15 protein-coding genes are annotated in these 12,680 nt (G+C 69.4%); 6 read left to right on the top strand and 9 right to left on the bottom strand.

Annotated elements, in window-relative coordinates:
* The first annotated feature begins 25 nt into the window (after nt 1-25).
* The 4 genes from LQ566_RS01905 to LQ566_RS01890 all read left to right on the top strand — a co-directional run bounded on the left by LQ566_RS01905 (nt 26) and on the right by LQ566_RS01890 (nt 3,306).
* Complete coding sequence (locus LQ566_RS01905; protein ID WP_231089868.1) at nt 26-487, top strand: hypothetical protein; 462 nt, start codon at nt 26-28, stop codon at nt 485-487.
* 52 nt (nt 488-539) lie between these two features.
* On the top strand, nt 540-809 hold the full coding sequence (locus LQ566_RS01900) for a hypothetical protein (protein WP_231089867.1): 270 nt from the start codon (nt 540-542) through the stop codon (nt 807-809).
* 19 nt (nt 810-828) lie between these two features.
* Nucleotides 829-2,094, top strand: coding sequence for a variant leucine-rich repeat-containing protein (locus LQ566_RS01895; RefSeq protein WP_231089866.1), 1,266 nt, complete (start codon nt 829-831; stop codon nt 2,092-2,094).
* Between the two features lie 162 nt (nt 2,095-2,256).
* Nucleotides 2,257-3,306, top strand: coding sequence for an NAD(P)-dependent alcohol dehydrogenase (locus tag LQ566_RS01890; RefSeq protein WP_231089865.1), 1,050 nt, complete (start codon nt 2,257-2,259; stop codon nt 3,304-3,306).
* 65 nt (nt 3,307-3,371) lie between these two features.
* Here the strand turns inward: LQ566_RS01890 and mutM are convergent, their stop codons facing one another.
* The 6 genes from mutM to LQ566_RS01860 form a co-directional block, all read right to left on the bottom strand.
* The gene (mutM, locus tag LQ566_RS01885) at nt 3,372-4,262 is read right to left on the bottom strand and encodes a bifunctional DNA-formamidopyrimidine glycosylase/DNA-(apurinic or apyrimidinic site) lyase (protein ID WP_231089864.1); all 891 of its coding nucleotides are present in this window, start codon (nt 4,260-4,262) and stop codon (nt 3,372-3,374) included.
* On the bottom strand, nt 4,255-4,914 hold the full coding sequence (gene rnc, locus LQ566_RS01880) for a ribonuclease III (RefSeq protein WP_231091352.1): 660 nt from the start codon (nt 4,912-4,914) through the stop codon (nt 4,255-4,257). The genes mutM and rnc overlap by 8 nt, the downstream gene beginning before the upstream one ends.
* Nucleotides 4,915-4,958: 44 nt before the next feature.
* On the bottom strand, nt 4,959-5,168 hold the full coding sequence (rpmF, locus tag LQ566_RS01875; protein ID WP_018188062.1) for a 50S ribosomal protein L32: 210 nt from the start codon (nt 5,166-5,168) through the stop codon (nt 4,959-4,961).
* A 2-nt stretch (nt 5,169-5,170) separates the two neighbouring features.
* Nucleotides 5,171-5,668: a YceD family protein gene (locus tag LQ566_RS01870; RefSeq protein WP_231089863.1), complete on the bottom strand. Its 498-nt coding sequence runs from the start codon at nt 5,666-5,668 to the stop codon at nt 5,171-5,173.
* Between the two features lie 95 nt (nt 5,669-5,763).
* Nucleotides 5,764-6,261 (bottom strand): pantetheine-phosphate adenylyltransferase, encoded by a 498-nt coding sequence (gene coaD / locus LQ566_RS01865; protein WP_231089862.1) that lies wholly within the window; start codon nt 6,259-6,261, stop codon nt 5,764-5,766.
* A 76-nt stretch (nt 6,262-6,337) separates the two neighbouring features.
* Nucleotides 6,338-8,482: an ATP-dependent DNA helicase RecG gene (locus LQ566_RS01860; RefSeq protein ID WP_231089861.1), complete on the bottom strand. Its 2,145-nt coding sequence runs from the start codon at nt 8,480-8,482 to the stop codon at nt 6,338-6,340.
* Nucleotides 8,483-8,552: 70 nt separating this feature from the next.
* On the opposite strand from LQ566_RS01860, the gene rsmD reads away from it, so the two are divergent.
* Nucleotides 8,553-9,116 carry a 16S rRNA (guanine(966)-N(2))-methyltransferase RsmD gene (gene rsmD, locus LQ566_RS01855; protein WP_231089860.1) on the top strand — a complete coding sequence of 188 codons (564 nt, stop codon included), beginning with the start codon at nt 8,553-8,555 and terminating at the stop codon, nt 9,114-9,116.
* Nucleotides 9,117-9,194: 78 nt separating this feature from the next.
* On the opposite strand, the gene thiL is transcribed toward rsmD, so the two are convergent.
* Nucleotides 9,195-10,211, bottom strand: coding sequence for a thiamine-phosphate kinase (gene thiL / locus LQ566_RS01850; protein WP_231089859.1), 1,017 nt, complete (start codon nt 10,209-10,211; stop codon nt 9,195-9,197).
* 70 nt (nt 10,212-10,281) lie between these two features.
* Here thiL and LQ566_RS01845 point away from each other — a divergent pair, with 70 nt between their 5' ends.
* A complete protein-coding gene (locus LQ566_RS01845; RefSeq protein ID WP_231089858.1) occupies nt 10,282-10,782 on the top strand; it encodes a DUF3515 family protein in 501 nt (166 codons plus the stop codon).
* A gap of 300 nt (nt 10,783-11,082) precedes the next feature.
* On the opposite strand, the gene LQ566_RS01840 is transcribed toward LQ566_RS01845, so the two are convergent.
* Complete coding sequence (locus LQ566_RS01840) at nt 11,083-11,973, bottom strand: sensor histidine kinase (RefSeq protein WP_231089857.1); 891 nt, start codon at nt 11,971-11,973, stop codon at nt 11,083-11,085.
* Entirely contained in the window at nt 11,970-12,680 is a 711-nt protein-coding gene (locus LQ566_RS01835) for a response regulator transcription factor (RefSeq protein WP_231089856.1), read from the bottom strand. Before LQ566_RS01835 ends, LQ566_RS01840 begins: the two co-directional genes overlap by 4 nt.

Below are 12,680 nucleotides of genomic sequence, written 5' to 3'. Positions count from 1 at the left end.
CGCAGACGGGCCCTAGGGTGTGGGTATGGACGAGTACGAGGTCGACGCCGACGGATTCGTCTGCGTCGTTGCGCCCGATGGCTACAGCGGATTCGTGGACGAGGACTGGACGCTGCCAGATCTGCTGACGAAGTTCGCCGAGCAGATGAACGCCGGTTCACTGTTCGTGGCCTACCCGGGCGACGAGGCTGCGGATGCTGCGCTCACCGTCGACGCCGAGGAGGCGGAGAACGTGATCCGTCGGGCATACGGCGTCGTGCGCGTCGGCGACGGCGGACTGTGGCTCACCGACTACACGCAGCTCACGATGGCCGCGCAGTTCGCGGACGAGGGTCCGCTCGCCTCGTACGCGCATCGCCTCGACGTGGACCCCGGCACCTACCTGGTCGCGCTGGCGGAGACCGGTGACGGTGAGTACGCCCTCACCATCCGACCGCATCACGGGGAAGCCATCGTGCACGACGCCGTGCCCTGGTTCACGAACTGAGATCCCGAGTCTCGATACCCGTACCGGTTCCAGCGCGCGCTACGCTCACCGGATGGATGAGCAGTGGCGCGTCGAGTTCGATGCCGACGTCACCTTCGCGAACGGCGGTGGTCTGCAGACGCAGGGGTTCCGACTCGATATCGCGGGAGAGGACATCGATGACGCGGAGCTCACCGAGTACTTCGTGCACCGTCACCTGGGCCTCCTTCTCGTGGACACGGTGACGATCCGCCGCCGGCGCGTCTTCCGCGAAGCGCACACGGGCTCGCGCGGTGGTCCTTCCGATCCGGCACCGAAGGGTGAGACCGCCGCTTCGGGCTAGCATGGCCACAGGGGGAAGAATGACGGCTGATCACGATCGGCGCGCCGCGGGAGATCCGCGGACGCCACCACAACAGCTCGCAGACATCGCCACACGGCGCCGGGATCTGCACGCGGTCATCATGCGCAATCCTGCGGCGTATCCGCGGCTGCGGCAGTGGATCGCGTCGGTGAATCCGGCGGCGCTCTCATCACCGGGGACCCAGCCGAGGCCCGCGGACAGCCCACGACGGCCCGAACCGCGCCGAGCGCCGCAGATGCCGCCGTATGCGCGTCAGCCATCGCCCGCGCCGGTATCGCGTCCCGTGCAGCCCGGGCCGTATCCGCCCCCTGCAGCTGCGGCGGGATACCCCGCACCGCCGCCGCGCCGCCGACGCGGATGCTGGTTCGCCGGCTGCGGCTGTCTCGGGGTCGCCGGCTTCGTGATCGCGCTGGCGCTTGTGGTCAGCGGATTGGGCGGCGCGATCTCGGCCGGCGGATCACGCCCCACCGCTGCTCCCGCAATCACGACGACACCGCTTCCTCCGCCGGCCCCGTCTCCCACCCCGACGGCGGATCCCGAAGCGGATGCACTGGCCGAACAGCTCGCCGCGTTCGCCGCGGAGCGTGACGCCTACTACGCGCTGTACGGGGCCATTGACGGCAATCCGGTCGCCGCGCTCGTTGCTCGCCCGAACGACTTCCGCTTCCTGGAACAGCAGGCGGCCGACCCCCTGCTCACCAGCACCGATGCTGCATCGCTCGTTCAGCAGGCCGTGCAACAGCGGCAGAATCTGCAGCAGCGCATCGATGCGGCCGCAGCCCGGCGCAATAACGACAGCGGCACGATCGCCGAGGACATCGTCGACAATGCCGGCAACGGCTTCATCGACATCCGGTGGGATGCCGGCGATGTCTGTCCCATCACCGACAACGGCGAATGGCGCACGCTCGGGTGCGTGAACGGCGATGACCTGCTGACGGTCCACCTCATGCCGGGCGATCAGTTCGCCAATGAGTGGTCGCTCCGGATGATCACGGTGCACGAACTGGCGCACGTCTATCAGGGCGCCGACGTCTACCGGTACGAGGACTACGTGGGAGAGACCGATCGCCTTCTCTCAGAGGGCTACTTCGAGGGCAGCCGCGAGAAGATGGCCGACTGCTACGCGCTGGACTACTACGGCGGATGGTCGCTGTGGTACGACAACTCGTACGTCGGATACGGCTATGTCTGTGGTGACGGCGAGCGCCAGGCGATTCGCGACTGGTTCGCGGCCCTCACCTCGCCGCTCCCCCGCGGTTAGTCGCCCGCCAGTCTCACACCGGACGACCGCGAGCGATGGAAGATCGATATCGCACCGTGGACGGCTCTCCCGCATGTGATTTCCATCTTTCACCGGCGGTCCCGCGTGCATGTCCGGCCGCGACGGCGCCGCATTGCAACGTGACGGCAGAAGAATGGAGTCATGACCACAACCACAGTGAAGGCCTACGGCGCGGTGGATGCCACCGGCCCCCTCGTTGCACTGACGATCGAGCGACGCGAAGTCGGCCCGCACGACGTGCTCATCGACATCGAGTACGCCGGTATCTGTCACTCCGACATCCACACGATCCGCGGCGACTGGGGCCCGATCACCTATCCGCAGGTGGTGGGCCACGAGATCGTCGGGCGCGTCGCCGCGATCGGCAGCGCTGTCACTCGCCACCGCATCGGTGACCTCGTCGGCGTCGGATGCCAGTCCAACTCGTGTGGCGAATGCGCGCAGTGCGTGCAGGGCCACGACCAGTACTGCCTGGCCGGCAACACCCAGACCTACAACAGCATCGACCCGGCCGACGGCACGATCACCCAGGGCGGCTACTCGCAGGCCGTCGTCACCAACGAGGACTACGTGCTCGCGATCCCCGCCGGCCTCGACCCGGCGAAGACCGCCCCGCTGCTGTGCGCGGGGATCACGACCTACTCTCCGCTGCGCCACTGGAACGTTGGCCCCGGCACCCGGGTCGGAGTCGTGGGCATGGGCGGGCTCGGGCACATGGGTGTCAAGTTCGCCGCCGCGCTCGGTGCGGACGTCACGGTCCTCTCCCGCGGCACCGCCAAGCGCGAGGATGCCCTGGCCTTCGGCGCGCACCGATACGTCGACACGACGGATCGCGAGGCCATGCGGGAGCTGCGCGGCGGCCTCGACCTCATCATCAACACGGTCTCGGCAGGCATCGACATCCGGGTGTACCTCAGCCTCCTCGACGTCGACGGCACCCTGGTGGTCGTCGGCGCGCCGGCCGAGCCGTTCAGCGTTCCGGCATTCTCGCTGATCCCCGCGCGGCGTTCCATCGCCGGATCCACGACGGGAAGCATCACCGAGATCCAGGAGATGCTGGAGTTCTGCGCCGAGCACAGCATCCACCCCGAGACCGAGCTGGTCTCCGCCGATCAGATCAACGACGCCTGGGAGCGGGTGCTCTCCGCCGACGTGCGCTACCGCTTCGTCATCGACGCCAAGACGCTGTAAGCAGCCGTGGAAGACGGGGACGCCGCTCGGATTCGTTCCGGGCGGCGTTCCCGGCTCTCCGGTATTCAGCGCTTGCGCTGGCAGCGGGGGCAGAAGTGGCTGGAGCGATTGGTGAACGACACCCGCACGAGCGATGTGCCACAGCGATCGCACGGCTTGCCGTCGCGCCCGTATGCGTGCAGCGAGTGCGCGAAATAGCCCGCCTGCCCGTTCACGTTGACGTACTGGGCATCGAAGCTGGTGCCGCCCTCGGCGAGAGCCTTCTCCAGCACGGCGCGGACCTCGGCGAACAGGCGGTTCACGGCGCGGGTCGACAGAGCACTCGCGGGAGTCTCCGGGTGGATACGGGCGGCCCAGAGCGACTCGTCCGCATAGATGTTGCCGATTCCGCTGACCACGCCCTGGTCCAGGAGAACCCGCTTGATGGCCGAATCGGTACGGGCCAGACGCGCCCGCACCGGGGTGAGCGAGAATGCCTCGTCCATCGGATCCCGCGCGATATGCGAGACCTGCGTGGGAATGAGGGCGTCGTGTGCGCCCCAGCCGGCAGGAAGCGCGTCGGTCGTCGCCACGAGGTCATCGATGGCCAGCGAGCCGAACGTCCGCTGATCGGCGAACACCACGGCGAGTTCGCCGTGCTGCGGGTGATCCACGATGAGGCGGACCCGCTCGTGGCGTTCCGGGTGAGCATCGGGTTCGCGCAACAGCATCTGCCCGCTCATCCCGAGATGACCGACGACAGCCCGACCGGTCGCCAGCGGGAACCACAGGAACTTGCCCCGCCGCGCGGCACTCAGCACGGTGGCACCCCGCAGCTCCGCTTCGAAGGAGGCAGCGTCGCCGAGGTGACGAGTGAGCGCACGGTCATCCAGCACCGACACCCCGGTGATCGTCGCGCCCGTGAGCGCCGGCGACAGTCCGGCGCGGACGACCTCGACCTCGGGGAGCTCAGGCACGCTCGCTGAGGACGTGCCAGGCGGCGAGTGCCGCCGCCATCTCGGCCGTCTTCTTGCTGGTTCCGGTGCCGGTGGTGCAGATGTCGTCGACGCACACCGTCGCGGTGAACCGGCGGTCGTGATCGGGGCCTTCGGCCTCGATGCTGTACACCGGTGCCGTCATGCCGAGCTTCGCGGCGACCTCTTGCAGGGCCGTCTTCGGATCCACCGCCGCGCCGTAGCGCTCGGGGTCAGCCAGCAGCGGCTCGATGATGCGGTGAACCAGTGCGGTCGCCTCGTCGGGACCTGCGGACAGGTACGTGGCGCCGATGATGGCCTCGGTGGTGTCGGCGAGGATCGAGTCCTTGTCGCGCCCGCCGGTCTGCTCCTCGCCGCGGCCGAGCTTCAGGAACTCGCCGATGCCCAGCGTGCGTGCGGCCTCCGCGAGAGCCACCGTCGAGACGACGCTCGCGCGTCGCTTCGCGAGGGAGCCCTCGTCGAGGTCGGGGTGGCGCGTGTACAGGAGTACGGTCGTCGCCTGACCCAGCACGGAGTCTCCGAGGAACTCCAGACGTTCGTTGTGCGGGATGCCCCCGCTCTCGTACGCATACGAGCGATGTGTCAGCGCAAGCGACAGAAGCTCGGCGTCGAGGACGACGCCGAGCTTCTGCATCAATGCGGTCAGTTCAGTCACTGTGCTTCCCGCGGTGAGGTGTCTCAGATGTCAGCGACCTTGCGGCCCTTGTACTCCAGGAACAGCTCGGTGCCCTGCGAGTCGGTGACGACCTTCGCCTGGTGCGGACGGCTGTAAACGACCTTGCCGTTCTCGATGGTCTTGACGAGCGTGGGGGCCTCGGCCTTCCACTGCGCGCGACGCGAACGGGTGTTGGAGCGGGAGACCTTCCGCTTCGGGGGGTTACCTGCCATGACTAGCTCTCTTCCGTGTTGCGCAGCTCGGAACCGGTCGTTCCGGCTGCCTGGTCTGTGAGTCCTTGAAGCGCAGCCCATCGGGGATCGATGGGGGCTGAGGAGTCTTCCGCCGACGCAGTCGTCAGCCGCTCGCCCGTGGCCGGATCAAGACCGGGGCAATCCGGCTGACACACCGGCTGAAATGGAAGCGACAGAACAATCGCATCCCTGACCGGAGTTTCAAGATCCACGTGGTTGTCTTGAACCTCGAAGTCAGTCTCTTCATCTCCAGAGTACGCGAAAAGCTCCTGGAACTCGACTTCGACACCCTGAGTGAACTCGGTGAGGCACCGGCTGCACTCCCCTTCGACGCTCGTGCGGATCTCCGCGGTCACGAGGATGCCCTCGTGGACGGACTCCAGACGCACGTCCAGGTCCAGCTCTTCACCCGCGGGGACGGCGATGAGTCCCTCCCCCCACTTCTCAGGGGCGGGAATGGTGAGCGTGAACTCGCGCATCTCTCCCGGCTGGTGCACGATATCGCGCACGGGAAGGGAGAACGGTCCGGGTCGGGTGGTCTTCACAACCGACCAGTCTACCGTGCGGGCAGGCCTCAGAGGTCGCGTGCGCCGGTGTCGAGGAACGCAGCGACGGCCGGCGGCACATACGCGGACACGTCGCCGCCGAGTCCTGCCACCTGGCGCACCAGCGAGCTGGACACCAGGGCATGCGCGGGGTCCGGGAGGAGGAACACCGTTTCGACGCCCGCGAGTCCGCGGTTCACGATCGCCATGGGCGTCTCGTACGCGACGTCGACCTGCGAGCGGATTCCCTTCACCAGCACTCCCGCATCGACCTCGACGCAGTAGTCCACCAGCAGCCCCATGCTCCACGAAGCCACCACGATGTTGCCCGCAAGCCCCGCGTCGCGAATCGACTGCTCCAGCAGACTCAGACGCTGTGCGATCGGCAGCATGGCGTGCTTCTCAGGGTTGTGGACGACGAGCACGTGAAGCTCGTCGTACAGCTCTGCGGCACGGGTGATCACATCGAGATGACCGAGCGTGGGCGGGTCGAAGGATCCGGGGACGACGGCGATCCTGCTGTTCATGCTCACAGCCTATGGGGTCAGCGCCGCGTGGCGGTCAGGATGCGAACTCCAGTTTCCCCCCGAGCGGACCGCGACGTCAGCTCTTGCCGAGCGCCGCGCGCTCCGCCTGGGTGACCCGGCGCGCGACCGCATCGGCGAGGGCCGGATGAGCGGCAAGCGTCGGGTCCGCCTCCAGCAGCCGCTCTGCTTCTGCACGGGCGATGGCGATGGTGTCGGCGTCCTTCACCACGCGCAGCAGCTTCAGCGATGATCGGGCCCCGGATTGCGCGTCACCGAGCACGTCGCCCTCCCCGCGCAGCTCCAGGTCGACCTCGGCGAGCTCGAAGCCGTCGAGCGTCGCCGCAACCGCCTCCACGCGCGTGCGAGCGGGCGTACCGTCCTCCGCCTCCGTGACGAGCAGGCACAACCCCGGAACTCCCCCTCGTCCGACCCGTCCGCGCAACTGGTGCAACTGGGAGACGCCGAACCGGTCCGCCTCCAGGATGATCATGGTGGAGGCGTTGGGCACGTCCACGCCCACCTCGATGACGGTGGTGGCAACCAGCACGTCGATCTCGCCGGCGGCATAGGCCCGCATGATCGCGTCCTTCTCCTCGGAGTGCATCTTGCCGTGCAGCACCGCCACGCGGATGTCGGCGAACGACGGATGCACGGCGAGCATCTCGGCGACCTGCACCACGCCCCACCGCGGTCCGCTGGCTTCGCCCTCCACCGGAGGCGGCAGTTCGCCGTCCACCAGCTCCTTCTGGGCGTCGATCGCGGCGCACACGACGAAAACCTGGCGCCCCTGTGCCACCTCCTCGGCGGCACGCTCCCACACCCGGCCGAACCAGCTCGGTTTGTCGGCGAGCGGGGCGACGTGGGTGGTGATGCCCGCGCGGCCCGCGGGCATCGTGCGGATCGTCGACACGTCGAGGTCGCCGAACACGGTCATCGCGACGGTGCGCGGGATCGGCGTGGCGGTGAGCACCAGCGCATGCGGCGCGGTGCCTTTCGCCCGCAGGGTCTCGCGCTGCTCGACGCCGAAGCGGTGCTGTTCGTCGACCACCACGAGTCCGAGCTCGGCGAACGTCGTGCTCTCGCTGAGCAGCGCGTGCGTTCCCACCACGATGCGCGCCTGGCCCGCCGCCACCCGCAACGCGGCCTTGCGGCGTTCGGCAGCCGGCATCTGACCGGTGAGGAGCGTGGGGATCAGCTCGGGCGCGAGCTGTGGCCCGAGCATCTTCGCGATGGAGCGGAGATGCTGGGCGGCCAGCACCTCCGTGGGCGCGATCAGGGCGGATTGCCCGCCGGTCTGTGCCACCTGCAGCATGGCTCGCAGCGCGACGAGCGTCTTTCCGGAGCCGACCTCGCCCTGCACGAGCCGGTTCATGGGCCACTCGCCCACGAGGTCCTCGGCGATGACGGCGCCCACCGCCTGCTGATCGGGGGTGAGCGTATACGGGAGCGCGGCGTCGAACCGCTCCAGCAGCGACCCCGCGGGCCGAGACACGGCGTGCAGCCGGCGGACCTCGGCGCGCTGCTGCAGAAGAGCGGTCTGCAGCAGGAGCGCCTCCTGCATCCGCAGCGTGTGGCGCGCGACGTGCGCCTGCGACACGGTCTCGGGCCGGTGCACGGCCTCGATCGCGTCGCGGGCGGGGATGCACTTGTGCGCCGCGGCGAACTCCGGCGGGAGCGGATCGGGTATCGGCCCGAGCCCATCGAGCACGGTCTCGATGGTCTTACGGATCTGCCAGCTGGGAAGCGCGGCCGTTGCCGGATAGATCGGGATGGGAGTGTTCGCCCAGCGGGCCGCGTCGACCGAGGCCTCGTCATCGAACAGCTCGTACTCGGGGTGCGCGAATTGCAGACCGCCCTTGTAGAGGCCCACCTTGCCGGCGAAGATCCCGCGCCTGCCGGGACGCAACTCGCCCTGGCGCCACGCCTGGTTGAAGAACGTGAGCGCCATCTCGCCGTTGCCGTCGCTGATCACGACTTCCAGAAGCGACCCGCGCCGGGCCTGCATCCGACGCTCGGAGACCTTTCGCACCTCCGCGACGATGGTCACCTGCTCGCCGATGGGGAGCGACCGGATGGGAGTCAGCTCGCCGTGACTGGCGTAGCGACGCGGATAGTGACCGATGAGGTCACCCACAGTGCGCATTTCGAACGCTTTCGCGAGCACGCCGGCGGTCTTGGCGCCGATCGCGCTGTCGAGGCTGGTGTCCACACCGAACTGCACCGCTCCAGCCTACTGTCGCCGTCGGACACCCCCGCCGCGTGAGCCGCGCGAGCGCGGATAGGCTGGAGCGGTGACACGGATCATCGCGGGTGCGGCCCGGGGCCTCGGACTGGCCGTTCCCGATGCAGGAACCCGGCCGACCAGTGATCGCGTCCGCGAATCGTTGTTCGGCAGTCTCGAGACGCACGGACTCATCGACGGTGCGCGCGTGCTCGACCTCTACGCCGGATCCGGAGCTTTGGGGCTGGAGTCCGCCAGCCGGGGTGCAAGCGCGGTGGATCTCGTCGAGAAGGCCCGGGCGGCGGCCGCGGTCGCGAGCCGGAACGCGGCGGGTGTCGCCAAGGCGACCGGCGTGGGCGCTCGGGTCCACCAGAGCGGGGTGCTGCCGTTCCTGCGGTCGACGTCGCTGGTCTGGGATCTCGTCTTCATCGACCCTCCCTACGATGTCGCCGAAGGGGAGATCGCGGAGGTGCTCGCCGCCCTCACTCCGCGGCTGTCCCCCGACGCTGTGGTCATCGTCGAGCGGGCGAAGCGCTCCCCAGCGCCGGACTGGTCGGCTGCGGGGATGTCCGCGATGCGCGACAAGACCTACGGCGACACCACCGTGTGGTGGGGCGAGCTCGCCTCCGTCTGACGCCATCGCCTCGACGGGATGGAGCGCGCCTGCTGCGCTTGCGCATCCTGATGCGCGTCCACGACTCAGCGAGATCGCTCAGCCCTGCGCCGCGTCCCAGTCCTGATACGGGTCCCACCCGCCGCGTGCGTCGTACACGGCGCCGTCGACGGTCACGTCACCGACGGGCGAGGCGAGAACCCGGCCGATCCTGCGGAACCCTGCGGGAAGCTCGCGGCCGGCGGGGAAGGCGGCCAGGAGGGTGTGGTCCTCTCCCCCCGCCAGCGCCGCCGCCGGGTCTGCGCCCAGCGCCGCCGCGTCGATATCGATGCGTACCCCCGACGCGCGTGCCATCCGTCGCGCGTCCATCACCAGTCCGTCGGAGACGTCCATCAGCGCGTGGGCTCCGCCGGCAGCGGCCTGCTCACCGAGCCTCACCGGAGGTTCCGGGCGCAGCTGACGCCCGACGTCGAACCGCTCGGCCTCGGTGAGGAGCGCATCGTCCACCGCCACGGGCCTGCCCTCCGCGTCGCGGAAGCGTGCAAACAGCACCTGCAGCCCACGGGCTGCGGGGCCCTGTTCGCCGGCGAGCGCGAGCACGTCGCCCGCGCGAGCCCCACTGCGCAGCACCGGGCCGGCTCCTCGCAGATCTCCCAATGCCGTCACAGCGATCGTCAGCGTGGGCGAGACGGTCACGTCGCCACCGACCACCTGGATGTCGTCTCCGAACCAGCGGCAGGCGCTCACGAGCCCGTCGTAGAAGTCCCCCACCCAGCCGAGGGGCAGGTCCGCGGGAAGCGTGAGGGCGATCAGGAGCGCCGTGGGTCGCGCCCCCATCGCGGCCACGTCGGCGAGGTTCACCGCCGCGGCTTTCCAGCCGAGTGAGGAAGCGTCCGACCAGGCCATGCGGAAGTCGGGTCCGTGCACGAGGGTGTCGGTGGTCACCACGGCGTCTCCGCCGAAGCGAAGCACGGCGGCATCGTCTCCGATTCCGAGGATCGTCGCGCCGTCGTGCCGCACATCCGGGACCCGCGCGGTGATCCAGGCCAGCAGCTCCCCTTCCGAGACCTGGGAGATCGGCGTCGCGGCATCGGGACGGAGGGGCGCCTGAGACATCCCTCCACGCTACCCGAGCACCAGGGGCGGCACGCGGCTGACGCGGAGGCGGGCGGGTTAGCCTGGAGGGGTGAGTCTCCTCCGTCGTATCGGCGCCCTCGTCGGCGCGTCCCTCGCATCCGCAGCCCTCGTGCTCTCACTGACGGGATGCTCGCAGACGATCTCCATACAGGCGGCCCCGAACGCCGATGATCCCCAGTGCGCGGCGATGATGGCGCAGCTGAACAAGACCGGCTCGTACGACACGATCGCCGGCCTGCCGCGCGTGTGGACCGACGCGCAGTCGACGGCGGCCTGGGGCTCGAAGGCGGAGATCCTGATGGCCTGCGGCGTCGAGGTCCCGATGGCGTCGACCACCCCGTGCCAGACGATCGCCGGAATCGACTGGCTCGTGGATTCCACGGACGAAAACCACTACCGAGTCACGACGTTCGGCCGCCAGCCCGCGGTGCAGCTGTTCATCTCGTCCCGCACGGACGGGCTCTCTCCCACGGAGGTGCTGGACCGGTTCGCGAAGCCGATGCTCGGCTCCCGCGTGCTCGCCACCTGCACCGAGCGCCCGACGAGCTGACCTCCGGGAACGCCACCCGGGACGCGACCGCGACATTCCTTGCCGGGGCACATCGCCGCCCAGCACCGCGCCGACGCCGGAACCCGACTCACCGCGCCGAACCCGACTCACCGCGCCGAACCCGGCTCACCCCACCGGAACCCGACTCACCGCGCCGCACCCGACCCACCCCACCGGAACCCGACTCACCGCACCGAACCCGATTCACCGCACCGCACCCGATTCACCGCATCGCACCCGATTCACCGCATCGCACCCGACTCACCGCACCGCACCCGGCTCACCGCACCGGAACCCGGCTCACCGCACCGGAACGGTGAGCACCGCCCGAGTCCCCTGACCCTGCTGGGATCGCAAGGACACGTCTCCACCGTGCCGTCGCGCGATCACGCGCACCACCGCGAGCCCGAGGCCCGTCCCCTCCACAGCCCGGGCGTTGGAGCCGCGCGCCAGATCGTCCCAGACGCCATCGATCTCCTCCGCGGGGATGCCCCACCCGGTGTCGGCCACCTCCACCGTGACGATCCCGTCGTGCTCGGTACCACGCACCTCGACCGTGGCGCCGGGATCGGAGTACTTCGCGGCGTTGCCGACGAGGTTGTAGACCGCGACGGCCAGCAGATCGGGGTCACCCGTCACCGCGGGCACCGGCCACGGGACGCGAGCGAACTCGACACGATAGCTGCGCTGGGGATGACGACCCGCCACGGCCTCCACCGCATCACGAGCCAGCGACTCCAGGTCCACGCTCTCCCGCTCCAGGGGGCGGGTCTCCAGCTCGGCGAGCTTCGCCAGGTCGGCGACCAGGGAGCTGAGGCGTTCCGACTGCACGCGAGCGACGGTGAGAGCCGCGGCGTCCCCGGTCGCGAGTCCGGTGCGGATCGCCGTGACGGGGTTCTTCACCTCGTGATCGAGGCGGCGGAGAAATCGCGCGCGTTCGGCTCTCGAGGCCGCCTCCGCCTCGGATACCGCCCGTGCCACGATCGCCTTCCGCGCGCCGCGGGCCATGACCGCGGCCGCCCAGACGATCGACGCCACCACCGACAGCGCGAGGGCGAGCGTTGCAAACGGCAGCGACAGCACGAGGACCGCATTCGTGCGTGTCGCGATGAGCACGAGGGCCGCGAGCATCCCGATTCCCAAGGGAAGCAGTGCCCACCACAGCCGTGCGCGTGACGGCCGATGCGTCATGATCCGCTCACCGCCCCGACGAACCGGTATCCCGATGCCTGAACCGTCTCGATGTAGCGCGGCTCCTGCGGATCATCGCCCAGAACACGGCGGATCTCCGCGATGCGATGGTCGATGGCCCGTGTGGTCACGGCGAACTCGTAGCCCCAGAGCGTCGCCAGGAGCCGATCCCGCGTGTGCAGTTCGTCCGGATGGCTCATCAGGTACTCCAGCAGCGTGGTGGCGCGCGGCGTGAGGACGACGTCGCGGCCCCGCAACCGGACCCGGCGCGCGGTGCGATCGAATTCCAGCTCGCCCGCACGCAGCACCTGGGCGGAGGCGAGCGACCGCTCCCCCGGACGTGCTCTGCGCAGCACGGCCCGGATGCGGCTGACCAGCTCGGGCGGATCGAACGGCTTTCCCAGGTAGTCGTCCGCCCCCTCGTCCAGAGCGGCGGATCGCTCGAATGCCTGGTCGACACGCGTCAGGAGGATGAAGGGCGTCCAGTCTTCGCGCCCCCGCAGTTCACGCAGCAGCGAGCGGCCGTCGCGTCGCGGCATGATCACGTCGCTCACGATGATGTCGGTGCGCTCGGCCGCCAGCGCTGCCAGCGCCTCTTCACCGTCGGCGGCGGTCCGTACCCGGAACCCGCTGCGCTCCAGGTACGGTGCGAGCGTGGCGCGGATGGGCTCTTCGTCGTCCACGAGCAGGACCGTGGGCTCCGTCAT

Origin of the sequence: Microbacterium nymphoidis (assembly GCF_021044885.1) — a bacterium.
In the GTDB taxonomy this organism is placed as follows: domain Bacteria; phylum Actinomycetota; class Actinomycetes; order Actinomycetales; family Microbacteriaceae; genus Microbacterium; species Microbacterium nymphoidis.
This window is presented reverse-complemented; position numbering and strand designations above follow the sequence as displayed.